19 protein-coding genes are annotated in these 23,560 nt (G+C 64.7%); all 19 read left to right on the top strand.

All coding sequences use genetic code 11. The features are described 5' to 3' along the window. Window positions 1-280 precede the first annotated feature (280 nt). Entirely contained in the window at window positions 281-757 is a 477-nt protein-coding gene (gene mraZ, locus CSC94_RS25020) for a division/cell wall cluster transcriptional repressor MraZ (protein WP_245408296.1), read from the top strand. After that, window positions 757-1,773, top strand: coding sequence for a 16S rRNA (cytosine(1402)-N(4))-methyltransferase RsmH (rsmH, locus tag CSC94_RS25015; protein WP_245408295.1), 1,017 nt, complete (start codon window positions 757-759; stop codon window positions 1,771-1,773). Before mraZ ends, rsmH begins: the two co-directional genes overlap by 1 nt. Window positions 1,774-1,781: 8 nt before the next feature. Continuing rightward, window positions 1,782-2,156 carry a cell division protein FtsL gene (ftsL, locus tag CSC94_RS07820; RefSeq protein ID WP_099305632.1) on the top strand — a complete coding sequence of 125 codons (375 nt, stop codon included), beginning with the start codon at window positions 1,782-1,784 and terminating at the stop codon, window positions 2,154-2,156. Next, window positions 2,153-3,868: a peptidoglycan D,D-transpeptidase FtsI family protein gene (locus CSC94_RS07815; protein ID WP_099305630.1), complete on the top strand. Its 1,716-nt coding sequence runs from the start codon at window positions 2,153-2,155 to the stop codon at window positions 3,866-3,868. Before ftsL ends, CSC94_RS07815 begins: the two co-directional genes overlap by 4 nt. 49 nt (window positions 3,869-3,917) lie before the next feature. After that, window positions 3,918-5,372: a UDP-N-acetylmuramoyl-L-alanyl-D-glutamate--2,6-diaminopimelate ligase gene (locus CSC94_RS07810; RefSeq protein WP_099305628.1), complete on the top strand. Its 1,455-nt coding sequence runs from the start codon at window positions 3,918-3,920 to the stop codon at window positions 5,370-5,372. A gap of 23 nt (window positions 5,373-5,395) precedes the next feature. Continuing rightward, window positions 5,396-6,820, top strand: coding sequence for a UDP-N-acetylmuramoylalanyl-D-glutamyl-2,6-diaminopimelate--D-alanyl-D-alanine ligase (locus CSC94_RS07805; RefSeq protein ID WP_245408306.1), 1,425 nt, complete (start codon window positions 5,396-5,398; stop codon window positions 6,818-6,820). Between the two features lie 3 nt (window positions 6,821-6,823). Then, complete coding sequence (gene mraY / locus CSC94_RS07800; RefSeq protein ID WP_099305624.1) at window positions 6,824-7,906, top strand: phospho-N-acetylmuramoyl-pentapeptide-transferase; 1,083 nt, start codon at window positions 6,824-6,826, stop codon at window positions 7,904-7,906. 4 nt (window positions 7,907-7,910) lie between these two features. Next, window positions 7,911-9,308, top strand: coding sequence for a UDP-N-acetylmuramoyl-L-alanine--D-glutamate ligase (gene murD, locus CSC94_RS07795; protein ID WP_099305622.1), 1,398 nt, complete (start codon window positions 7,911-7,913; stop codon window positions 9,306-9,308). After that, on the top strand, window positions 9,301-10,467 hold the full coding sequence (gene ftsW / locus CSC94_RS07790) for a putative lipid II flippase FtsW (RefSeq protein ID WP_099305620.1): 1,167 nt from the start codon (window positions 9,301-9,303) through the stop codon (window positions 10,465-10,467). The genes murD and ftsW overlap by 8 nt, the downstream gene beginning before the upstream one ends. Before the next feature lie 3 nt (window positions 10,468-10,470). Continuing rightward, window positions 10,471-11,577: an undecaprenyldiphospho-muramoylpentapeptide beta-N-acetylglucosaminyltransferase gene (murG, locus tag CSC94_RS07785; RefSeq protein ID WP_099305618.1), complete on the top strand. Its 1,107-nt coding sequence runs from the start codon at window positions 10,471-10,473 to the stop codon at window positions 11,575-11,577. A gap of 19 nt (window positions 11,578-11,596) precedes the next feature. After that, complete coding sequence (gene murC, locus CSC94_RS07780) at window positions 11,597-13,003, top strand: UDP-N-acetylmuramate--L-alanine ligase (RefSeq protein ID WP_099305616.1); 1,407 nt, start codon at window positions 11,597-11,599, stop codon at window positions 13,001-13,003. Next, window positions 13,003-13,974 (top strand): UDP-N-acetylmuramate dehydrogenase, encoded by a 972-nt coding sequence (murB, locus tag CSC94_RS07775; protein WP_099305614.1) that lies wholly within the window; start codon window positions 13,003-13,005, stop codon window positions 13,972-13,974. Before murC ends, murB begins: the two co-directional genes overlap by 1 nt. An 8-nt stretch (window positions 13,975-13,982) precedes the next feature. Next, entirely contained in the window at window positions 13,983-15,947 is a 1,965-nt protein-coding gene (locus CSC94_RS07770) for an acyltransferase family protein (protein WP_099305612.1), read from the top strand. Window positions 15,948-16,296: 349 nt separating this feature from the next. Next, window positions 16,297-17,223, top strand: a complete 927-nt coding sequence (locus tag CSC94_RS07765; RefSeq protein WP_099305610.1) for a D-alanine--D-alanine ligase — start codon at window positions 16,297-16,299, stop codon at window positions 17,221-17,223. Then, window positions 17,211-18,137 (top strand): cell division protein FtsQ/DivIB, encoded by a 927-nt coding sequence (locus CSC94_RS07760; RefSeq protein ID WP_099305608.1) that lies wholly within the window; start codon window positions 17,211-17,213, stop codon window positions 18,135-18,137. The genes CSC94_RS07765 and CSC94_RS07760 overlap by 13 nt, the downstream gene beginning before the upstream one ends. Next, complete coding sequence (gene ftsA / locus CSC94_RS07755) at window positions 18,134-19,453, top strand: cell division protein FtsA (protein ID WP_099305606.1); 1,320 nt, start codon at window positions 18,134-18,136, stop codon at window positions 19,451-19,453. Before CSC94_RS07760 ends, ftsA begins: the two co-directional genes overlap by 4 nt. Window positions 19,454-19,538: 85 nt before the next feature. After that, the gene (ftsZ, locus tag CSC94_RS07750; RefSeq protein WP_099305604.1) at window positions 19,539-21,284 is read left to right on the top strand and encodes a cell division protein FtsZ; all 1,746 of its coding nucleotides are present in this window, start codon (window positions 19,539-19,541) and stop codon (window positions 21,282-21,284) included. Between the two features lie 288 nt (window positions 21,285-21,572). Beyond that, window positions 21,573-22,511, top strand: a complete 939-nt coding sequence (lpxC, locus tag CSC94_RS07745) for a UDP-3-O-acyl-N-acetylglucosamine deacetylase (protein ID WP_099305602.1) — start codon at window positions 21,573-21,575, stop codon at window positions 22,509-22,511. Between the two features lie 165 nt (window positions 22,512-22,676). After that, window positions 22,677-23,549: an outer membrane protein assembly factor BamD gene (locus tag CSC94_RS07740; protein WP_099305600.1), complete on the top strand. Its 873-nt coding sequence runs from the start codon at window positions 22,677-22,679 to the stop codon at window positions 23,547-23,549. Window positions 23,550-23,560 lie beyond the last annotated feature (11 nt).

The following is a 23,560-nucleotide window of genomic DNA, read 5'->3' as shown; positions in this document are numbered from 1 at the left end:
AGACGAGTTCCAATGCCGGCCGTGCAATCGTCTCCGGGACGGGGCAGGGGCGGTAAATCCCATTGACGCCCAAGATGTCCCATGGTACCCAAAAACTCACATCGCCAGTCTGTTTCAGTTTTCAGTTCGCGGAATGATCCTCCGCCCGGGTGCGGCACCCGGCGGTTGACTTTTTGCATTGGAAACACAGGCGTTTACGGCGACCAAGACGAGCAGGGGGACATACCTGCCGAACGCGGATTGACAGAGGACCGGCCGGGCTATCCGGGCCGGGAGGGGAATGGACCGTTTTCTATCGAACGCGGTAAACCGGATCGATGCGAAAGGGCGCGTTTCCGTGCCCGCGCATTTTCGGGCCGTTGTCCAGAAGCGGGGTTTCCAGGAACTCTACGCGCTGCGTGCCCTCGACGTGCCGGCCATCGACATGGGTGGTCTCGATCTGCTGGACCGCTACGAAGCCAGGCTCGCCAACGAGGACCCGTTCCTGCAGACGGCGGACGACATGTCCTTCTTCTGCCATGGGGATGGTGCTTTCGTGAAAGTGGATGCCGAGGGGCGGATCACGGTGCCGGATTTCATCCGCGACCATACCGGGATCACGACGGACGTCGCCTTTGTCGGGCGCGGGCAATTCTTCCAGCTCTGGGAACCTCAGCAATTCGCAACCCATCGCGAACAGGTCCGGACCCGGCTTCTGAAGCTGCGGCAGGACATGACGGCCCGGGCCCGCGGTCCGGTTGCGGAGGACATGGCCTGATGCCCGTCAGCAAACACCAGCCAGGCAGTCCCGGTGACGGTGCGCCGCACGTCCCCGTCATGCTCGACGAGGTCCTCGACGCGTTGCAGCCGGGACCCGGTTCGATCATCTGCGACGGGACCTTCGGTGCGGGCGGTTATTCCCGCGCGATCCTTGCTACCGGCGCCGATGTTATCGCGATCGACCGCGACCCTGCTGCGCTGGCGGTGGCAGTCACGTTCAGCCGGGAATTCGGCGACCGCTTCCGATTCGAAGCCGGCGCCTTTTCGGGGCTCGATGTTCTTTCAGGGGTGCCGCTGGACGGCGTCGTGCTGGATATCGGGGTGTCGTCCATGCAACTGGATCAGGCTGAGCGCGGGTTTTCCTTCCGGCAGGACGGTCCGCTCGACATGCGCATGGCCCAGTCCGGCGTCACGGCCGCCGACGTTGTGAACCGGTTCAAGGCCGGGGACCTGGCGCGTATCTTTTCCTTTCTCGGCGAGGAACGCCATGCCGGGCGGATCGCGCGCGCCATCGAGCGCCGCAGGGCTGACCGGCCCTTCGAGCGGACGCTCGATCTTGCCGACGCGGTCGTCTCGGTCGTCGGAAGGAACCCGCGGGACAAGATCCATCCGGCGACGCGCGTGTTCCAGGCCCTGCGGATCTTCGTCAACGACGAGCTTGGCGAACTGGCCCGCGCCCTTCTTGCCGCGGAACGAGCGCTGAAGCCGGGCGGGCGGCTCGTTGTCGTCTCCTTCCATTCGCTGGAAGACAGGATCGTGAAGAAGTTTCTCCAGGCGCGGTCCGGGTCGGGAGGCGGTTCGCGCCACCTGCCGGAGACGCCTGTTTCCACGGCGACCTTTGCCAAGGCCGGCAGCGTCGTGGCCGCTTCGGCCGCGGAGGCGGAAAGCAATCCGCGCGCCCGTTCGGCCAAGCTTCGGGCGGCCGTCCGCACGGAAGCGCCAGCCGGCACGAATGACTTTTCAATCTTCGGACTTCCCAGACTGCCTTTGGCAGACGGGACCATGGAGCGATAGGACCGCCGATGTTCAGAACCTTCGACATGTTGCTGATAGCGGCGATGGTGGCAGCAGCCGCCTTCACCTACGAGACGAAGCACGAAACAGAATCCGTCAAGCGGAGCATTCGTTCGATCGCCGAGCAGATCCGGCACGAGGAAGACACGATCGACGTGTTGAACGCGGACTGGGCGCTGCTGACGCAGCCTTCCCGCATCCAGATCATGGCTGACAAGTTCGAGCAGCAGCTGGGTCTCGAGCAGATCGAACCGACCCAGGTGGGCGATATCGCATCGCTGCCCCCGCGCCCGGCCGGGGTGCCGGGCGATGACACCGACATGAGGGAGGCTGCGGTGCCCGCCGGGGCCGACGGCATCAAGACGGGTGCGGTGAAGCCATGATCAGACCCCTCCTTTCGCGCAAACCGGCGGCCAGCCAGGACACGGAAACGGGCATTGTCGTGCAGGGCGCGAGAAAGTTTTCCGGCGGACGCGCCCGCCAGCGCGTGCTGATGACGATGTCGGTGTTCCTGGGCATTTACGCGGTGATCGGCGGCCGCCTGGCCATGCTGGCCATGGAACAGCCCAGGGAAGGCGGGCCATCGATCGCCCATCAGCAGGCGTCCCGTCCCGATATCGTGGACCGCAACGGGCAGGTCATGGCAACCGATATCACGACGGCGTCGCTCTACGCGGAGCCGCGCAATATTGTCGATGCGGACGAGGCTATCGAGCAACTGGCCACGGTGCTGCCGGATCTCGACTACGAACAGACCTATCGCCGCCTGAAAAGCGATGCCGGTTTCGTCTGGCTGAAGCGCGAACTGACGCCGGCGCAGAAGGCCAGGATCCACCAACTTGGCATCCCCGGCATCGGCTTCAGGGCCGAGAAGCGGCGTTTCTATCCCGGCGGTCCGACCGCGGCCCACATCCTGGGGCTGGTCAACATCGACAACCAGGGCATCGCCGGGATGGAGAAGTACATCGACAGCCAGGGGCTGGCCGACCTGCGCAATGCCGGCCTGGCGACCGCCGACGACCTGGCGCCGTTCAAACTGTCGATCGACGAACGGGTGCAGCATATCGTCCGCGACGAACTGGAAGATGCGATGGCCCGCTTCAAGGCCATCGCGGCCGGTGCGGTGGTTCTCGACGTGCATACGGGCGAGATCGTGGCCATGGCTTCGCTGCCCGACTTCAACCCGAACAACCCGTTCAACGCCAATGACAAGGACCGCCTGAACCGCATGTCGGCAGGCGTCTACGAGATGGGGTCGACCTTCAAGGCGTTCACGACCGCGATGGCGCTGGATTCCGGCCAGGTCTCGATCCACGATCACTTCGATGCATCACGTCCGATCCGGATCGCGCGCTTCACCATCCACGACTTCCACGGCAAGCACCGGGCGCTTTCGGTGCCGGAAATCTTCATCTATTCCTCCAACATCGGAACGGCCAAGATGGCCGAAAAGATCGGCGTCGACGGTCACCGCGAATTTCTGAAACGCATCGGCCTCCTCGACCGTGTCCAGCTTGAACTGCCCGAGGTGGCGACGCCCACGGAGCCGAAGGTCTGGAAGCAGCTCAATTCCATCACGATCTCGTTCGGCCATGGCATGGCGACGACGCCGCTGCAGACGGCGGTGGCCGCGGCCGCGCTTCTGAACGGGGGCAAGCTGATCGAACCGACCCTGCTGCCGCGTACCCGCGAGGAGGCGGATGCGATCGCCAAGACGGTCGTTTCGGAGCGTACGAGCCGGGAAATGCGGTACCTGTTCCGCCTCAATGTCGAGAAGGGCTCCGGCAAGCGGGCGGCCGTTCCCGGCTATTTCGTGGGCGGGAAGACCGGAACCGCGGAAAAGGTCGTCAACGGCCGCTATTCGTCCAGCAAGCGGTTCAATGCCTTCCTGTCCGGATTCCCGATCTATGATCCGCAATACGTCGTGCTGGTGATCATCGATGAACCGAAGCCTGAGCACCCCGGCGTGGGCGCCACGGCGGGCATGAATGCGGCGCCCACGGTCGGCAACATCATCCGGCGATCGGCCGCACTTCTTGGCGTGAAGCCCGAATTCGGTCATGAAAGTGGGGCTTTGCTCGCCTCCTACCGCTGATTCTGCGCTGGCGGGCCCTGTTCCGCGGTGCATAAGAGATTGAATGGCAATGTTATTGAAGGACCTCGTCGACCTGTTGCCCGGTGTTCCGGCCGAAACCGGCAGGACCGAAGTGAAGGGGATCCGTGCCGATTCCCGCCAGGTGACGCAGGGAGATCTGTTTGCCGCGCTCGCCGGCAGCAAGGCCGACGGCGCGAAATTTGCCCGTGATGCGGCCACCCGCGGCGCGGTTGCGGTGATTGCCGATGACCATGCCGCCCTCGACGGTCTCGATATCCCTGTGATCCGCGTGGCCGATGCCAGGCACAGTCTCGCCATGGCGGCTGCCCGCTTCTACGGCGCGCAACCGGAAACGATGGTGGCCGTTACCGGAACCGCCGGCAAGACCTCGGTGGCGGCTTTCACCCGACAGATCTGGGATCATGCGGGCTACGCGGCCGCATCGATCGGCACCACCGGCGTGGTAGCGCCCGGTCGCGACGAGTACGGGTCGCTGACGACCCCGGATCCGGTTGCGCTTCACAAGCTGCTTGCCGAACTTGCGCAGGCCGGCGTCACGCACGGTGCGATGGAGGCCTCCAGTCACGGCCTCGACCAGCGGCGCCTCGACGGCGTCCGGCTATCCGCCGGAGGCTTCACCAATCTCGGCCGCGACCACATGGACTACCACCCGACAGTCGAGGCTTATCACGCCGCCAAGATGCGGCTGTTCGATACGCTTTTGCCAACAGGTGCGCCGGCGGTGATCTTTGCCGACGACGCCTGGTCGGACCGTACGATCACGGCGGCGCGGAGCGCGGGGCTGGATGTTCTGACGGTGGGGCGCAAGGGCGATTACCTGTGCCTCAAGCGTGCCGAGCACGAGCGGTTCCGTCAGCACGCGGAAATCGTTCATGCCGGGGAGACCCATGAAATCGCGCTGCCGCTGGCGGGTGACTTCCAGATCGCCAACGCGCTTGTCTCCGCGGGGTTGGCGATTGCCACCGGCACACCTGCTGCGACGGCCATGAAGGCGCTTGAAAGCCTGAAGGGTGCGCCGGGGCGGCTGGATCTCGTCGGGCATTCGCGGGCCGGCGCCCAGGCTTACGTGGACTACGCGCACAAGCCGGAAGCGCTGGAAAACGTCCTGGAGGCGGTCCGGCCTTTCACGACCGGCCGTGTGGTCGTGGTCTTCGGCTGCGGCGGCGACAGGGACACCGGAAAACGCCCGATCATGGGCGCCATCGCGACCCGTCTCGCCGATGTCGTGATCGTGACCGATGACAACCCGCGCTCGGAAGAGGCGTCCACCATCCGGGCGCAGATCCTTGCCGCCGCGCCCGGCGCCATCGAGATCGGTGACCGGCGCAAGGCCATCCGGGAGGCGGTGTCCATGCTCGGCAAGGGCGACACGCTGATCGTGGCCGGCAAGGGGCATGAAGTCGGGCAGACCGTCGGTTCCGAGACACACCATTTTTCCGACCACGAGGAAGTGGCCAACGCATTGCAGGAGGAGGCATCTTGACCTGGTTGTGGACAGCCGAAGCCATGGTCGAGGCAATGGAGGGGCGCCCTTTCGGCGACCTTCCCGCAGGCGTCAAGGGCCTTTCCATCGACACGAGGACATTGTCGGCGGGCGAAGCGTTTTTCGCGATCAAGGGCGAGAAGTTCGACGGTCATAATTTCGCGACCGCCGCCATGGCTGCGGGCGCCGGCCTGATGGTGGTGTCGGAAGCGAAACTCCCGGCGCTCGGACGGCTCAAAATCGGGATGATCGTTGTCGATGACGTGCTAGAGGCGCTCGGGCGCCTGGCGGCCGCGTCCCGGGCGCGATGCAAGGGCCAGATCCTCGCGGTGACCGGTTCGGCGGGCAAGACGACCACGAAGGAAATGCTTCGGGCCGCCCTTGCGCCCTCCGGCAGCGTCCACGCATCGTCGAAATCGTTCAACAACCACTGGGGCGTGCCTCTTTCGCTGGCAAGGATGCCGGAAGACACCGCATTCGGGGTCTTCGAGATCGGCATGAACCACCCCGGCGAAATCACGCCGCTGGTCGGCCTGGTTCAGCCCCATGTGGCGATCGTGACGATGATCGGCGCGGCACACCTTGGGCATTTCAAGAACCTCGACGAGATCGCCCATGCCAAGGCGGAGATCTTTTCCGGGATCGTGCCGGGGGGGTATGCCCTCATCAATCGCGACGACGGCAAGTACAAGCTGCTCGACAAGCTGGCGCATGACGCGGGGGTCGAGCACGTGCTGTCCTTCGGAGAACATGCGAAGGCCGACTACCGGCTGACCGACTGCCACCTCGATGCGCTCGGATCGGACATCAAGGCCCGTGTCGGGGCGGAAATGGTGAAGCTGCGCACCGGTGCTCCGGGCCGTCATATCGTGCAGAATGCGCTCGCCGTTCTCGGCGCTGCGCACCTGACCGGAGCCGATATCGGCAAGGCGGCCAGGGCACTGTCGACCGTTGCATCGGAAGCCGGACGCGGGCGGCGCCATGTGCTGCGCCATCCTGCCGGCGGCACGTTCACGGTGATCGACGAGAGCTACAATGCCAATCCGGCCTCGGTACGCGCGGCGCTGGCCGTGCTGGCGGCCACGCCTGCCGGCAGTGAAGGACGCCGTATCGCCGTTCTGGGCGACATGCTGGAACTGGGGAAACACGCGGCGAAGCTGCACGCAGAGCTCGCCGGACCCCTCGCGACGGCGGCGCCCGACAGCATCCTCCTTGCCGGACCGGAGATGAAGGCTCTGAAGGAAGCGCTTCCGGAGGATCAGCCGGCCGACTGGTTCGAGACCGCCGAAGCACTGCGCGATGCGCTCGGCGAACGGATCGGACCCGGCGACGTCATCATGATCAAATCTTCCAACGGCATCGGCTTCTCGAAGATCGTCGACGCCATCCTGAAATCCCATGCCCCGGCGAACGACGGGGTGCCGGACGCTGCGGCGGGTGGAGGCTGAACGATGCTCTTCCAACTGGTGGATCTGACCGACCAGGTCTCTGCCTTCAACATCTTCCGCTACATCACGTTCAGAACCGGCGGAGCGCTGATCACGTCGGCGGTGCTGGTCTTCCTGTTCGGGCCGCGGATCATCAATTCGCTGCGCGTCCGCCAGGGCAAGGGTCAGCCGATTCGTGCCGACGGTCCCCAGACGCACTTCAAGAAGGCCGGCACCCCGACCATGGGCGGGCTGATGATCCTGTTCGGCATCATCATTTCCACCATGCTCTGGGCAAACCTTTCGTCGGTCTATGTCTGGGTGGTCCTGCTGGTGATGCTCGCCTTCGGGATCATCGGGTTTTACGACGATTACCTGAAGGTGACCAAGCAGTCGCACCTCGGCTTTTCCGGCAAGGCCCGGCTCGGCGCCGAATTCCTGATCGCCGGCATCGCCTGCTGGGTGATCATGCAGGCCGGGCAGCAGCCATTCTCGTCGTCGCTGGCCTTTCCGGTGTTCAAGGACTGGCTGCTTGATCTCGGTCTCTTCTTCATCCCGTTCGGCGCGATCATCATCGTCGGCGCCGGCAACGCGGTGAACCTCACCGATGGCCTCGACGGACTTGCCATCATGCCGGTCATGATCGCGGCGGCATCCTTCGGCGTGATTGCCTACGTTTCGGGCAACGCGATCTTCGCGGATTACCTGCAGATCCATTTCGTGCCGGGCACGGGCGAACTCGCCGTGGTGCTCGGCGCGGTCATCGGTGCGGGTCTCGGGTTCCTGTGGTTCAATGCGCCGCCGGCCGCCATCTTCATGGGGGACACGGGCTCGCTGGCGCTGGGAGGGCTGATCGGAACGATCGCGGTGGCCACGAAACACGAAATCGTACTCGGCATCATCGGCGGCCTCTTCGTCGTCGAGGCCCTGTCCGTGATCATCCAGGTTGCCTCCTTCAAGCTGACCGGCAAGCGGGTCTTCCTCATGGCGCCGATCCACCATCATTTCGAGAAGATGGGCTGGACGGAGAGCCAGGTCGTGGTCCGGTTCTGGATCATCGCGTTCATTCTCGCCCTCGTCGGCCTGTCGACCCTGAAGCTGAGGTAGGCAAATGATCGCGGCCACGTCGTTTTCCGGCAGCAAGATCGCTCTGTTCGGACTGGGCGGCTCTGGCCTTGCCACGGCCCGGGCGCTGGCGAGCGGCGGTGCGTCGGTCGTGTGCTGGGACGACAACCCGGACAGTGTTGCGAAGGCCGATGCCGAGGGTATCGTGACGGCAGACCTGCGCAGTGCGGACTGGTCGGGTTTCGAAGCTCTGGTGCTTTCCCCGGGCGTTCCGCTGACGCATCCGAAACCCCACTGGACCGTCGATCTCGCGGCCACTGCGGGCGTGCCTGTCATCGGCGACATCGAACTTTTCGTCCGGGAACGAAAGCGCCGCGCTCCGACGGCGCCGTTCATCGCGATCACCGGGACAAACGGGAAATCCACAACCACGGCGCTGATTGCCCATCTCATTGCCGCCTCCGGCCGCGATGCGCAGATGGGCGGCAATATCGGCCGCGCCATCATGACGCTGGATCCGCCGGAGCCGCAGCGTCACTACGTCGTGGAGTGTTCCTCCTACCAGATCGACCTGGCGCCATCGCTCGATCCGAGCGCCGGGATCCTGCTCAACCTGACGCCGGACCATCTGGACCGGCACGGATCGATGGAACACTACGCCAGCATCAAGGAACGGCTCGTCGCCGGAAGCGAAACCGCCATCATCGGCGTGGACGATGACTGGTGCAACGCAATCGCCGGCCGCCTGGAAGCGGCAGGCAGGCGGGTGGTTCCCATTTCCGTGACGAAGCATCTGGGGCACGGCCTGTTCTGTGACGGGCCCGATGTCCTGCTGGCCCAGAACGGCCAGCAACGCCGGATCGCCTCGCTGGAGGGGATCGGATCGCTGCGCGGGCGGCACAATGCCCAGAATGCGCTTGCAGCCGTTGCGGCCTGCCTGACGATCGGCCTGGGTGAAGATGACATTCGTGCCGGATTGCAGAGCTTTCCCGGACTTGCGCACCGGATGGAGCAAGTCGGAACCCGCGAAGGCGTTCTGTTCATCAACGATTCCAAGGCAACCAATGCCGAGGCCGCCGCGCCGGCGCTGTCGTCGTTCGAGCGGGTTCACTGGATTGCCGGGGGACTGCCCAAGAGCGGCGGGATCGAGGCGCTTCGCCCCTTCTTTCCCCGGGTGGCCAAGGCCTACCTGATCGGGGAAGCGGCCCCGGCATTCGCCGCGACGCTTGGCGATGCGGTGCCCTTCGAGATATCCGGCACCCTTGCGGTTGCCGTCGCGCATGCGGCGGCCGATGCGGCTGCCGGCGGCGGCGTTGTCCTGCTGTCGCCCGCCTGTGCCAGTTTCGACCAGTTCCGAAATTTCGAGACGCGTGGAGACGCCTTTCGCGAGGCCGTTCTTTCGCTAGGGAATGCCACCAGCATCGGGGAGCAAAGCCATGGTTAGCCGCGCAGAACGAGGACAGGTTTCCGATTGGTGGTGGACCGTCGACCGCTGGCTCCTGTCGGCGTTCATCGTTCTCATGGTGCTGGGCGTCGTGCTATCGTTTGCCGCAAGCCCTGCGGTCGCGGAGCGTATCGGCCTGGAAAGCAACCATTTCGTCACGCGGCAGATCGTGTTCATGGTTCCCGCGCTCCTGGCCATGATCGGGGTCTCCTTCCTCAGTCCCAGGAACATCCGCCGCATCGCTCTCCTGATGCTCATCGGTTCGTTGCTGATGATGGTCGCCGCGCTCTTCTTCGGGATCGAAGTCAAGGGCTCGCGTCGCTGGATCTACCTGTTCGGGGTTTCCATCCAGCCTTCGGAATACCTGAAACCGGCCTTTGTGATCATATGCGCCTGGATGTTCTCCGAGCACGCCAAGAACCCGGAAATTCCGGGCAACCTCTTCGCCATCATCCTGCTGGGGCTGGTCGTCGCGCTCCTGGTCGCCCAGCCTGACCTCGGCCAGACGATGCTCGTGACGGCGACCTGGGGCATCATGTTCTTCCTCGCCGGACTTCCCTGGATCTGGATCCTGTTCCTCGGCGGGATCGGCGTGGCGGGCGCCTTCGGTGCCTATGTGACGTTTCCGCATGTCGCCGGGCGCGTCGACCGCTTCCTGACCGGGGAAGGCGACACCTACCAGGTCGACCGCGCGCTCGACGCCATCGTGCGTGGCGGATGGCTCGGGCAGGGACCGGGCGAGGGCACCGTCAAGCGGGTGCTTCCCGACAGCCACACGGATTTCGTTTTCGCTGTCGCGGCGGAGGAATTCGGGATCGTGCTCTGCCTTGCGATCATGGCGTTGTTCGCCTTCATCGTCATGCGCGCGATGATGATCGCGCTGCGCGAGCGTGACGATTTCACCCGGCTCGCCATTTCGGGCCTGGTGACGCTGTTCGGGTTCCAGTCGGTCATCAACATGGGAGTCAACCTGCAATTGCTCCCGGCGAAGGGCATGACGCTGCCGTTCATCTCCTATGGCGGTTCATCGCTCGTCGCGATGGCGATTTCCATGGGAATGGTGCTGGCGCTGACCCGTGTCCGGCCGGAAAAACGCACCCAGATCGGCTGGCCGGTCCGCTCGCACCACGACGACCTTCGGCCCGAGCCGGCGGAGTAGGCCATGGCGGGCAAGGGAGTCATCATCCTTTCTGCCGGGGGCACGGGCGGGCACCTGTTTCCCGCCGAAGCGCTGGCGCACGAACTGACGGCGCGGGGCTGGTCGGTTCATCTTGCTACCGACGAACGCGCCAACCGCTATGCGCGCGCCTTTCCCGCCGAGGAAATCCACATCGTTCCTTCGGCGACGCTCGGATCGAAGAACCCGATCGCGCTGCTGAAAACGCTCTGGACCCTGTGGCGGGGCGTTCGCATCGCGCGCAGCCTCTATGACCGCCTCAAGCCGAAGGCCGTCATCGGTTTTGGCGGCTACCCGACCCTGCCGCCGCTGTTCGCAGCCACCCGGGCCGGCCTGCCGACCATGATCCATGAACAGAACGCGGTGATGGGACGGGCCAACAAGGCGCTGGCGAGCCGCGTCAGCGTCATTGCCGGCGGCTTCCTGGCTCCGGAGGGCGAAGGGCCGGCCAACACCATCCGGGTCACCGGGAACCCGGTTCGTCCGGAAGTCCTGGCAGCCAAGGACGTCCCCTATGCCCCGCCCGGGGACGGCAAGGTCAAGCTGCTCGTCTTCGGCGGCAGCCAGGGCGCGCAGTTTTTTTCCGAAGCTTTGCCGGCGGCGGTGCGCCTGCTGCCTGACAGCCTGCGCCAGCGTCTCGACATCACGCAGCAGGCGCGTCCGGAGGACGAGGCCGGGGTCAAGGCCGCCTACCATGATCTCGGTGTTCCGGCGGACGTGGCTCCCTTCTTCAACGACATGGCGACGCGCATTGCCGGCGCCCACCTTGTGATCTGCCGGTCCGGCGCGTCGACCGTCTCCGAACTGGCCGCGATCGGCCGTCCGTCCATCCTGGTTCCCTACCCTTATGCGCTCGACCATGACCAGGCGGCCAATGCCGCGGCGCTCAAGGAGCAGGGCGGTGCCATAGTCGTGGAGCAAAAGGATCTCCAGCCCGAAGACCTGGCGAAGCGGATCGAAAGCCTGGTCGCCGATCCGGACAAGCTGTCGGCCATGGCCGAGGCGGCCAGGCGCACCGGCAAACCGGAGGCCACGCAGTTGCTTGCCGACCTCGCAGAGGCTATTGCCTCCGGCAAGACGTTTGGATCTTGAGCTACCAGGGAGCGCGCGCATGAAGATGCCGCAGAACATTGGGCCGGTGCATTTCATCGGCATCGGGGGCATCGGCATGAGCGGCATCGCCGAGGTGCTTCACAACCTCGGCTACGAGGTCCAGGGGTCCGATCAGGCCGACAATGCCAACGTCCAGCGCCTTCGCGAGAAGGGGATCACGGTGCATGTCGGTCACAAGGCCGAAAACCTGGGCGAGGCCGAAGTCGTGGTTGTCTCGACCGCCATCAAGAAATCGAACCCGGAACTGCAGGCGGCAAGGGCCCGCGTTCTGCCCATCGTGCGGCGTGCCGAGATGCTGGCCGAGCTGATGCGTTTCCGACAGGCGGTCGCGGTGGGCGGCACACACGGAAAGACGACCACGACGTCGATGATCGCGACACTGCTTGATGCCGGCGGGCTTGACCCGACCGTCATCAACGGCGGGATCATCAACGCCTATGGCACCAATGCGCGCATGGGCGAAGGCGAGTGGATGGTCGTTGAAGCCGACGAGAGCGACGGGACCTTCCTGAAGCTGCCGGCGGACGTGGCGGTGGTCACCAATATCGACCCGGAGCACCTGGATCACTACGGCTCGTTCGACCGGGTTCGCGATGCGTTCAAGCAGTTCGTCGAGAACGTGCCGTTCTACGGGTTCGGTGTCATGTGCATCGATCACCCGGAAGTCCAGGCGCTTGTCGGCCGGATCGAGGATCGCCGCATCATCACCTACGGCGAAAACCCGCAGGCCGATGTGCGGTTCTCCAACCACCGGATGGATGGACCGGTTTCCGTGTTCGACGTGATGATCCGCGACCGCAAGACCGGCGCGGAAACACGGCTTGACGGCTTGAGGTTGCCCATGCCTGGCCGGCACAATGTCTCCAACGCGGTCGCGGCGATCGCGGTGGCCCATGAACTCGGCCTCGAGCCCGATTCCATTCGCAGCGGCCTCAATGCCTTTGGCGGCGTGAAGCGCCGTTTCACCCATACCGGAACGTGGAACGGCGTCGAGATCTTCGACGATTACGGCCACCATCCGGTCGAGATCCGCGCGGTGCTGCGCGCCGCCCGCGACGCCTGCGGCGGCCGGGTCATCGCCGTTGCGCAGCCGCACCGCTTCAGCCGCCTGCACGATCTCTTCGATGATTTTGCGGCCTGCTTCAACGATGCCGACGTGGTCGGCGTGGTGCCGGTCTACCCGGCGGGTGAAGACCCCATCGAAGGCGTCAGCTCGGACACGCTGGTGGAAAAGATCCGGGCCGGCGGCCATCGCGACGTCCGCTTGCTCGACGGCCAGCCGGCCATCGCGCCGTTCGTCCGCGAATTTGCCAAGCCCGGCGACTACGTCGTCCTGCTCGGTGCAGGCAACATTTCCGCATGGGCCTATCAGTTGCCCAAGGATCTCAACGGCGGGGAGAACTGATGGCGGCCGTTGACGGCGAGACCCTGCTGAAGTCCCTTGGCAGCCGGCTTGACGGGCTGCGCGGCTCGCTGACGCCGAATGCGCCGATGAACGCGGTGACCTGGTTCCGTACCGGCGGGCCGGCCGAGGTCCTGTTTCAGCCGGCAGACGAAGACGACCTCGCGGCTTTCATGCGTGCGATCCCGGATGACATTCCCGTCCTGCCGGTCGGCGTCGGGTCCAACCTGCTTGTGCGGGACGGCGGTATCAAGGGGTTCGTCGTGCGCCCGTCCGTCAAGGGGTTCGGCAAGATCGACCAGGTGGATGACCTGACGCTTCGGGCCGGCGTCCGTGTGCCGGACAAGGCACTGGCCGCGGCTGCCCGCGACGCCGGCATTGCCGGCTTTCACTTCTACCATGGCATCCCGGGAGCCATCGGCGGTGCCTTGCGCATGAACGCGGGTGCCAACGGGGTGGAGACCCGCGAGCGCGTCGTCGAGGTTCGCGCAATTGACCGGCAGGGAAACCTGCACGTGCTGTCGAACGCCGACATGGGCTATTCCTACCGCCATTCCAACGCTCCGGACGCCTACTTTTTCACCTCGGCGCTGCTGCGCGGCGAACCCGGGGAAAAAGCTGCAATCCAGGCGGCCATGGACGAGGTCCAGCTTCACCGGGAGACCGTTCAGCCGGTGAAGGAAAAGACCGGGGGTTCGACCTTCAAGAACCCTGACGGCACATCGGCCTGGAAGGAAATCGACCGGGCCGGATGCCGTGGACTGATGATCGGGGCGGCGCAGATGTCGCCGCTTCACTGCAATTTCATGATCAATACGGGGGAAGCCTCCAGCCACGATCTCGAACTGCTGGGAGAGACGGTGCGCGCGCGTGTTCTCGCCCAAAGCGGCATCGCGTTGCACTGGGAGATCAAGCGCCTGGGTGAATTCCGTGCCGGCGGGGAGGTCATGCCCTTCCTGGGACAGGCGGACTGACGATCCCCATGGCGCGTTCGGAACAGACGGAACATGTTGCTTTCACAGGCTACATGCCGTTCGTGGATGGCCTGCGCGCCATTGCCGTCCTCGCGGTCGTCCTCAACCACAGCAAGTTGCCCGGTTTCTCCGGCGGATACGCCGGCGTCGACATGTTCTTCGTGATTTCCGGCTTCCTCATCATCGGCCACATCCGCTCCGAAGTCGTGCGGGATGAATTCTCTCTCGTGCGGTTCTATGCCCGGCGGACCCTGCGCATCCTCCCGCTGTTCCTGCTCGTGCTTGCCTGCACTGTACTGGCAGCGCCGCTTTTCCTGTTCGTGCCCGACGCCTACGAGAGTTTTGCCAAGTCGGCCGTCGCTGCCCCCCTGATGATCAGCAATATCCTGTTTTTCCTGGAGCAGGGCTATTTCGATACAGCGGCCCAGTTCAAGCCGCTGTTGCATACCTGGACGCTGTCGGTCGAAGAACAGTTCTACCTGGTCGTCCCCGTGCTGATCCTGTTCCTCGCCTGGCTTGGCCGGCGCGGTGTTCGCCATGCCGGACCCGGTGCCGCGCTCGGAATCGGCGTGGTCTCGCTCGTCGCCTGCATCCTGTGGACCAGCACTGCCGATCGGAACGCAGCCTTCTACCTGACACCTTTCCGGGCCTGGGAGTTCGTTGCCGGCGGCATGATCGTGCCATCCGCCGTGGCCGCACTATCCCGGTTTCCCCGGTTCGCGCTCGAGGTGCTCGGATATGCCGGCGCCGTGCTCGTCGCCCTGACGGTCACCCTGCTGTCGGAAACCAGCCTCTGGCCCGGCTGGCTGGCCATCCTCCCGGTCGCCGGCACCGTCCTGATGATCGCGGTATCCCTGGCGGATCCGACAACAGGCGTCGCGCGCCTGCTGTCGCTTCGGCCCGCGGTCGCCATCGGCCTGGTCTCGTATGGCTGGTACCTCTGGCACTGGCCCTTGCTCGCCTTCGGGCGGATGACGCGCGTTGCCCCCGATCTTTTCGCGGACCTCATGCTCGGCGGCGTGCTTGGCCTGGTCCTGGCAAGCGCCACCTATATTCTCGTCGAGCGCCCGGTCCGCCGCTGGCGCCAGACGGGCGTGCTCAGCCGCAAATCGGGCCGGATTTTCGCCGCCGGGTTTGCCAGCGTCTTCCTGATGGCCGGAGCCGGCGGCGGCGTCACCTATCTCGGTCTGTTGGCCAATGACCACGAGATCCGCCAAACCTACTCGGTGGACGGCGAAGGCGTGCTGGATACGGGTTGCCGCATCCGGACCGATGCCAGTATTCCGGGGCACTGCCTGCAGGAAGACTACGTGCTTATCCTGGGGGATTCCCATGCCGATGCGCTCTACCCGGCCATGGCGGCAATCGCCCGCAGGAACGGGCTGAACACGGTCTCTCTCGCGCGCGGAGGCTGTCAACTCCGCTGGTTTGCCCCGGAGAACCGGGAGGCCGGGCTGAAGAACCGATGCGCCAATCTCATCGGACCGCTCGAAACCATTGTTTCCGCGGAGAAAAAGCCTGTCGCTGTCATCCTGACGTCACTGTTTGCCCCTGGATCGGTGCCGGACCGGTCAGTCCTGGCTTCGCTGGTTCGCCGGTTCACCGGGATCGGCGCCCGCGTGCTGCTGCTCGGCCCGGTCCCGCGCTTCGAGCGGAATGCCCTGGAATGCGTCCATACGGCGACCCTGCAGGGAAGGGGCAAAGACGGCTGCGCGATTTCAACGCCAGAGATGACAGCGCTCTATGGTGGCGTCATCGACGAACTTGCCGCTGTTGCCCGGGACGAAGCCGATGTGAAGGCGCTAGATGTCCTGCCAGCCTTCTGCCAAGCCGATGCCTGCCGTCCAGACACGGAGGGTGTCCTGTTCTTTCGTGACCGGGATCACCTGTTCCCTTCCGGCGTGTATCATATCGTCGAGCGCTATCCGTCTTATTTCCAATGGCTTTTTGATCGCTCGGCTTCCTCCGGCTGATATCGGCAGCGTTCTGCAGGGCGATGGCGCCGGACCATGATCCGGCGCAAAGCGAACTGGAACGCGGTCCCGAGCGGGGCCGTCACCGGCAAAACTTTTTATCCGGTTAGTGAACAAGGTAAACGCGCTGTTAACTTTCTCGGGCGCACCGTCGGTCCGTTACCAGTGCGCGTCCGAATCAGGATTTTGGCCTCCGCTCTTGCCAGAGAATCAACTCTCTGATTCCTTGGTGTCAGGGGTTTCATCATTGAGTCGCGTAGGCGCGCGTGGTGCGCGGCCGGGCAATCGGTCCGGTCGAGGAATTTTGTATTGCGCATTTCCCATCGGGATGCGGGAGAGGGATCGGCAAATGGCTAGGAAGCATGTGGCGGTGCTAATGGGCGGTTTTTCGTCCGAGCGTCCCGTCAGCCTGGCTTCGGGAACGGCCTGCGCGGATGCGCTCGAGTCGGAAGGCTACGAGGTCACCCGCGTCGATGTCGATCGTGATGTTGCCAGCGTGCTCGCCGACCTGAAGCCGGACGTTGCCTTCAATGCGCTGCACGGCCCCTTCGGCGAGGATGGCACGATCCAGGGCGTGCTGGAGTATCTGCAGATACCCTACACGCATTCCGGCGTTCTCGCGTCAGCGCTGGCCATGGACAAGGAGAAGTCCAAGAAACTCGCCAAGGCGTCTGGCATGCCCGTGGCCGAGTCGAAGGTGATGAACCGTTTCGATTTCACCTCCGCCCACCCGATGAAGCCGCCCTACGTGGTGAAGCCGGTGGCCGAAGGCTCGAGTTTCGGTGTCGTGATCGTCAAGGAGGACCAGCCGCATCCGCCCCAGGTCATCACGTCTGCCGACTGGAAATACGGTGACCGTGTCATGGTCGAGCGCTTCATTCACGGCCGCGAACTGACATGCGCGGTGATGGGCGATGTTGCGCTTGGTGTCACCGAGATCGTCCCGGTCGGCCACCAGTTCTACGATTATGATTCAAAGTACGTGACAGGCGGGTCACGGCATGAATGTCCCGCAAATCTTTCACCAAATATTTACCAAAAAATACAGACACTGGCGCTGAAGGCTCATCAGGTCCTCGGATGCCGCGGGGTGACCCGTTCCGATTTCCGTTACGACGATCGCCACTCCGAACAGGGCGAACTCATCTGGCTGGAGGTCAACACGCAACCGGGAATGACGCCCACATCGCTGGCGCCGGAACTGGCACAGCATGCAGGCCATAGCTTCGGTGAGTTCGTGAGCTGGATGGTGGAGGACGCATCATGCATGCGTTGAGACAGGGACAGGCAGGATACCGGACGGAAGGACGCGCAGGCGCGGCCATCGCCTCGTCGCGGATTGTCCTGCCGCGCCTCCTGCGCCGCCCGATGCGCCATGCCGCCCGGCTCGTATCCGGCGACATCGAGGTTCCGTCTCATGCCTTCGGCGTGCTGACGGCCGGCTTTCTCGGCGCCACCGTGCTTTACGGATCGGTTCTCGGCGGGCACATGCCGGCCATCGTCACGGCGCTGGCATCCAATACCGGTTTCGCGATTTCGCAGATCGATATCGCCGGCAATTCCGAAACGTCCGAGATCGACGTTATGGGGGCCATTCATCTCGACGGATGGACGGCGCTGCCCGGCTTCTCGCCGGAAGCTGCGCGCGAGCGCATCGCCGAACTGCCCTGGGTCCAGGAAGCCTCTGTCCAGAAGGTCTATCCCGGTACGCTGCAGGTGAAACTGGCGGAAAGAACACCGTTCGCGCTCTGGCAGCAGGGCGACGCGATCTCGGTCATCGAGCAGGACGGCAAGGTGATCGCGCCCTACAGGAATGGCAAGTTTGCTGCCCTGCCGCTGGTCGTGGGTGACGGCGCGGCTGAGAAGGCGAGCATGTTCATCGCGGGCATGAAGCGGTTTCCGAGCATTGCCGGCCGCGTGAAGGGGTATGTCCGCGTGGCGGACCGCCGGTGGGACCTGATCCTCGACAACGGCGTGACGGTGAAGCTGCCGGAACGCGGCGAGCTTGCCGCTGTCCAGAAGCTGGTAGCGCTGCAGGCCGACCAGGGCCTGCTCGACAAGGATATCGTGGCCATCGACATGCGGCTCGACGAGCGGATCGCGGTGCGTCTGAGCGAGGCGGCCGCCAAGGAACGCAGCGAGAAAATGGACAAGATCGTCCATGACGAAAAGCGGCGGGGGCGGACATGAACCTTCTTTCCGGATCTTCCAATTCCCCCGCGCGGCGCACAGGCGTGGTGACGGTCCTCGACGTGGGGTCCTCCAAGGTCAGCTGCATCATCGCCAAGCTGATGCCCCGCGACGAAGGCGCGATGCTGCGCGGACGCACGCATGACATCCGCGTGATCGGGATCGGCCACCATCGTTCCGAAGGGGTCAAGTCCGGTGTCATCACCGATCTGGACGGGGCCGAGAAAGCGATCCGCCATGCCGTGGACGCGGCCGAGCGCATGGCCGGCATCATGGTCGATTCCCTGATCGTGAACGTGTCGGCCGGGCGGATCAAAAGCGAGACCTATTCCGCGACCGTGAACCTGGGTGGCGAAGAGGCCGATGCGCACGACATCAAGAGGGTGCTCGAGGCCGGTGCCCGCCAGGCGCAGGCGGCCGAGCGCCAGGTCATCCACTCGCTTCCGACCGGCTATGTGCTGGACGGCGAGCGCGGCATCCGCGATCCGCTCGGCATGATCGGCGACACGCTGGGTGTCGACATGCACGTTCTGACCGGCGATGCGGCGCCGCTGCGCAACCTGGAACTGGCAGTGAACCGCTGTCACCTGTCCGTCGAACGCATGGTGGCGACGCCTTATGCCAGCGGTCTTGCGGCCCTTGTCGACGATGAGACGGAAATGGGCGCGGCCTGCATCGATATCGGTGGCGGGACGATGACCATGGCGGTTTTCGTCAATGGCCGCTTCGTTCACGGGGATTCGATCCCGGTGGGCGGGCGGCACATCACGATGGACCTCGCGAGGGGCCTGTCGACGCGCGTCGAAGCGGCCGAGCGGCTGAAGGCCATGTACGGCTCGGCCCTGCCGAGCGCGGCAGACGACCGGGATATCGTGTCCATTCCCGCCATCGACGGCGAGGACAGTGATGCCACGGACGGCCAGCAGGTGCCGCGTGCGGTCGTGACGCGCATCATCCGCGCCAGGACCGAGGAAATGCTGGAGCAGGTGCGCGATCGCCTCAATGCCTCCGGGTATGGCGCCGTGGTCGGACGCCGCGTGGTGCTGACCGGCGGTGCGGCGCAGCTCAACGGATTGCCCGAAGTGGCGCGGCGGATCCTGGGGCGCAACGTGCGCGTCGGCCGCCCGCTTGGTGTGGCCGGATTGCCGGCAGCAGCGAAGGGGCCGGCGTTTTCGACGACGGTAGGCCTGATGATCTACCCGCAAGTGGCAGGACTGGAGACCAGCGCGATGAAACATTCGATTTGGAACCGCAAGCTGACGGGAACCGGTGGCCGGCTCAGCCGGGTCGGCCAGTGGCTGCGAGACAATCTTTGAGAACATCGGGAGCATGCAGCTCCGAACGGAAACAGGCCGCGGCGGCATGTAGCGGCGAGACGAAAAGGCGGACAAGGACAGGACCATGAGCATCAACCTTCAGAAACCCGACATCACGGAACTCAAGCCACGCATCACCGTCTTCGGTGTCGGCGGCGGCGGCGGCAATGCCGTCAACAACATGATCACCGCCGGTCTGCGCGGCGTTGATTTCGTTGTCGCGAATACCGATGCCCAGGCGCTGGCCATGTCCAAGGCCGAACGCATCATCCAGCTCGGCGCCCATGTCACCGAGGGGCTCGGCGCGGGATCGCAGCCGGAAGTGGGACGCGCCGCGGCGGAAGAATGCATCGACGAGATCATCGATCATCTTTCCAATACCCACATGTGCTTCGTGACCGCGGGCATGGGCGGTGGCACCGGCACCGGCGCCGCTCCCGTCGTGGCGCGCGCCGCCCGTGAGAAGGGCATCCTGACCGTCGGCGTCGTCACCAAGCCGTTCCATTTCGAGGGACAGCGGCGGATGCGCCTGGCCGATACCGGCATCGAGGACCTGCAGAAGAGCGTCGATACGCTGATCGTCATCCCGAACCAGAACCTGTTCCGGATCGCCAACGAGAAGACCACGTTCGCCGATGCCTTCGCCATGGCCGACCAGGTGCTCTACTCGGGCGTGGCCTGCATCACCGATCTCATGGTCAAGGAAGGTCTGATCAACCTCGACTTCGCCGACGTCCGCTCCGTCATGCGCGAAATGGGCAAGGCGATGATGGGCACCGGCGAGGCCTCCGGCGAAGGCCGTGCCATGGCAGCGGCCGAGGCGGCGATCGCCAACCCGCTGCTCGACGAATCCTCGATGAAGGGCGCCCAGGGCCTGCTGATCTCCATTACCGGCGGTCGCGACCTGACCCTCTACGAAGTGGACGAGGCGGCAACGCGCATTCGCGAAGAGGTCGACCAGGATGCCAACATCATTCTCGGCGCGACCTTCGATGAAGACCTCGAGGGGGTGATCCGCGTGTCGGTCGTCGCGACCGGCATTGAGAACACGGCCGGTGCGGCGAAGGCCCCGCCGCTGGAAGTGCGCAGCATGGCCAAGCCGGCCGCACAGCAGCCGGCTGCGGCGAGCGCACCCGCGCAGGCACCGGTGCAGCCGCAGGCCCGCCCGCAGATGGCGCCGGCCGCAACCGCCCAGCAGGCCGCACCGCGTCCTGCCGACCCGGTTGCCTCTGCGATCGCCCGCGCCGAAGCGGAATTTTCCGCCCAGCCGCAGGCCGAGGATTTCCGTCCGGCCAGCCGCCTTTTCCAGGGCCAGCCGGAACAGGCTGCCGCTCAGGCGAGGCCGCAACCGGCCCCTGCGCCGGTCCAGCCGGCAGCCCAGGCCGCGCCTGTCCAGGCACCGGTCGCCGCCCAGCCGCGGCCGGTTCCGCAGCAGCCGGCGGCCGAGGCTCCCCGGATGCCGCGCGTGGAAGACTTCCCGCCGGTCGTGAAGGCGGAAATGGAAGCCCGCACGGCGTCTGCCGCACCGGCAGGCGACCATGAGGAGCGTGGTCCCATGGGGCTGCTCAAGCGCCTGACGAACGGCCTGTCGCGGCGCGAGGACGAACCCTCCGCCTCGCTCAAGCCTGCGACCGCGGCGAGCGCTCCGCGCGAACCGCAGCTGCGTCAGCCGGCGCCCGAGATGCGGCGCGCCGCGCCCCAGGACGCACAGCTTTATGCGCCGCGCCGCGGCCAGCTCGACGATACTGGACGAATCACGCCGTCGGCTCCGTCCGGCCACGATGACGATCAACTGGAGATTCCGGCGTTCCTTCGCCGGCAAGCCAACTAGGTCAACGTAACTGCGTGTAACAGATCGGGTGAGGGGGGTGATCGGGAAACCGTCATCTCCCTCGCTTATGTTAATGAAATCAATATCTTGATCTGCCTTCTGGCTGTCTATCCCGTGGTTACAAAAGGTAAGAAACCGTGATTTGGTTTCAGGGGGGTGCCACAGTATGGTCTGTCCCGATCAGGCGGGGGCGCAGACGATGTTGGGGATCGTTGCGAGCCAGTCAACCAAAGCGGCGCCGGGCCTTCGTGCACCGGCTGCTTCGTACAGGGGTCAAGGGGCGCAATTTTGTCGGATTTTCAGAAAACGCTGAACTCTCGCGTGTCATTGAGTGGCATTGGCGTTCACAGCGGAAAACCTGTCACCATCCACTGCCAGCCGGCGGATCCCGACACGGGGATCGTCTTTCACCGGGCCGGCAAGGACGGTGACTTCACCGAGATTCGTGCTCTGGCTTCCGAGGTCGGCGCGACCGACCTGGCAACTGTCCTTGGCAATCCGGCCGGCGTGTTCGTCGCGACCGTCGAGCACCTGATGGCATCGCTCTATGGCCTGGGCATCGACAATCTCGTGATCGAGATCGATGGCCCGGAAGTTCCCATCCTTGACGGCAGCTCGGCCTGTTTCGTCGATGCCTTCGAACAGGCGGGGATCGTCAGCCAGGCGGCCAAGCGCCGTTTCATCCGGGTCAAGAAGCCGGTTCGCGTCGAAAACGGTCCGTCCTGGGCCGAGTTCCGCCCGCATGACCGGACCCGTTTCGAGGTGGAGATCGATTTCGACAGTCCCGCGATCGGGCGCCAGGCCTTCGGTGCAGACCTTTCGCCGGACGTTTTCCGGCGCGACATCGCGCGGGCACGCACGTTCGGTTTCATGAAGGACGTCGAACGGCTTTGGGCCGCCGGCTACGCGCTTGGTTCATCCCTGGAAAACTCGGTCGTCATCGGCGATGATCACAAGGTCATCAACATGGAAGGCCTGCGCTACACTGACGAATTCGTGCGCCACAAGACGCTCGATGCCTTGGGCGATCTCGCCCTTGCCGGCGCGCGAATCCTTGGCTGTTTCCGTTCGTTCCGCGGCGGGCACAAGCTGAATGCGCGGGCGCTGCGGGCCCTGCTGAGCGATCCGTCGGCGTTCGAGATCGTGGAGACGAACCGTCGTTCCACGGGTCGCGGTGCTGACCTGGTTGCGGTCAGCACGCCGGTTTACGCGCCATGGGCGCTTTGACGGCATACCGTCATCAACCGTTTCCTGGTGCCGGCATCGCAAGTGCCGGCATTTCCTTTTTGCGCCACAATGTTGCGCGATTGGCAGGCGATGGCATTGCCGGTTTGGCGGCGATATGTTTTATGGCGATGGACGATATTTCGCCCTTAGTGGCAGGACGGATGCATGAACCTTCGTTTTCGAGACAATAACGCCTTCAGGCGGGTCCTGCAGCGTGCGCTTTTCGCGCTTGCGTTCGGCCCTCTCGTTCTTGCCGGCTGCGCATCGAACGACGATATCGACCTGTCGACCTATGTCGAGCAAACCGATCCGGCCGATCAGCTCTACAACCAGGGCCTTGCCAATCTCGAGGCCGGCCGTCTCAAGGAGGCGTCGGCCAAGTTCAAGGCGGTCGACCGCGAGCATCCCTATTCGGAATTCGCGCGCAAGTCGCTGGTGATGAACGCCTTCACCGAATACCGGCAGGGCAATTACGAAGATTCCATCAACAGCTCCCGGCGCTACCTGACGCTTTACCCGAATACCGACGATGCGGCCTACGCCCAGTACATCATCGGGTTGAACCATTTCCGCCAGGTTCGCGACGTGACGCAGGACCAGCGTGAAGCCAAGCTCATGATCCAGGCCATGAACGAGGTGGTCGAGCGCTGGCCCGATTCCGAATATGCGCCGGACGCCGAGTCCAAGATCCGTTTCGGCCGTGACCAGCTGGCCGGCAAGGAAATGCAGGTCGGCCGCTATTACCTGGAGCGCCGCGAGTATATTGCCGCGATCAAGCGCTTCCGTACCGTGATCGAGACCTATTCCAATACCCGTCATATCGAGGAGGCGCTCGCCCGCCTGACCGAGGCGTACCTGGCGATGGGAATCGTTCACGAAGCGCAGACGGCCGCCGCAGTCCTCGGGCACAATTACCCGGACTCGAAGTGGTACAAGGACGCCTACTCCCTGTTGCAGAAGGGCGGCTACTCTCCTGAAGAAAATCAGGGGTCGTGGATTTCCCGCGCCGCGCGCAGGCTGACATCAAGCGCGAGCTGACACGGCAGGCC

It is taken from the genome of Zhengella mangrovi, assembly GCF_002727065.1.
Taxonomy (GTDB): Bacteria; Pseudomonadota; Alphaproteobacteria; order Rhizobiales; family Rhizobiaceae; genus Zhengella; species Zhengella mangrovi.
Note: the sequence above shows the minus strand (reverse complement) of the source record. Positions and strands in the feature narration are given on the sequence as shown.

Bases quoted from the DNA above. Each gene is read 5' to 3' on its own strand.
- CSC94_RS07810 (WP_099305628.1), top strand. From the start codon at position 3,918: ATGTTATTGAAGGACCTCGTCGACCTGTTGCCCGGTGTTCCGGCCGAA.
- mraY (WP_099305624.1), top strand. From the start codon at position 6,824: ATGCTCTTCCAACTGGTGGATCTGACCGACCAGGTCTCTGCCTTCAAC.
- CSC94_RS07740 (WP_099305600.1), top strand. From the start codon at position 22,677: ATGAACCTTCGTTTTCGAGACAATAACGCCTTCAGGCGGGTCCTGCAG.
- ftsZ (WP_099305604.1), top strand. From the start codon at position 19,539: ATGAGCATCAACCTTCAGAAACCCGACATCACGGAACTCAAGCCACGC.
- murG (WP_099305618.1), top strand. From the start codon at position 10,471: ATGGCGGGCAAGGGAGTCATCATCCTTTCTGCCGGGGGCACGGGCGGG.
- rsmH (WP_245408295.1), top strand. From the start codon at position 757: ATGCCCGTCAGCAAACACCAGCCAGGCAGTCCCGGTGACGGTGCGCCG.
- murD (WP_099305622.1), top strand. From the start codon at position 7,911: ATGATCGCGGCCACGTCGTTTTCCGGCAGCAAGATCGCTCTGTTCGGA.
- CSC94_RS07770 (WP_099305612.1), top strand. From the start codon at position 13,983: ATGGCGCGTTCGGAACAGACGGAACATGTTGCTTTCACAGGCTACATG.
- ftsA (WP_099305606.1), top strand. From the start codon at position 18,134: ATGAACCTTCTTTCCGGATCTTCCAATTCCCCCGCGCGGCGCACAGGC.
- CSC94_RS07805 (WP_245408306.1), top strand. From the start codon at position 5,396: ATGGTCGAGGCAATGGAGGGGCGCCCTTTCGGCGACCTTCCCGCAGGC.
- mraZ (WP_245408296.1), top strand. From the start codon at position 281: ATGGACCGTTTTCTATCGAACGCGGTAAACCGGATCGATGCGAAAGGG.
- murC (WP_099305616.1), top strand. From the start codon at position 11,597: ATGAAGATGCCGCAGAACATTGGGCCGGTGCATTTCATCGGCATCGGG.
- CSC94_RS07815 (WP_099305630.1), top strand. From the start codon at position 2,153: ATGATCAGACCCCTCCTTTCGCGCAAACCGGCGGCCAGCCAGGACACG.
- CSC94_RS07765 (WP_099305610.1), top strand. From the start codon at position 16,297: ATGGCTAGGAAGCATGTGGCGGTGCTAATGGGCGGTTTTTCGTCCGAG.
- murB (WP_099305614.1), top strand. From the start codon at position 13,003: ATGGCGGCCGTTGACGGCGAGACCCTGCTGAAGTCCCTTGGCAGCCGG.
- CSC94_RS07760 (WP_099305608.1), top strand. From the start codon at position 17,211: ATGCATGCGTTGAGACAGGGACAGGCAGGATACCGGACGGAAGGACGC.
- ftsL (WP_099305632.1), top strand. From the start codon at position 1,782: ATGTTCAGAACCTTCGACATGTTGCTGATAGCGGCGATGGTGGCAGCA.
- ftsW (WP_099305620.1), top strand. From the start codon at position 9,301: ATGGTTAGCCGCGCAGAACGAGGACAGGTTTCCGATTGGTGGTGGACC.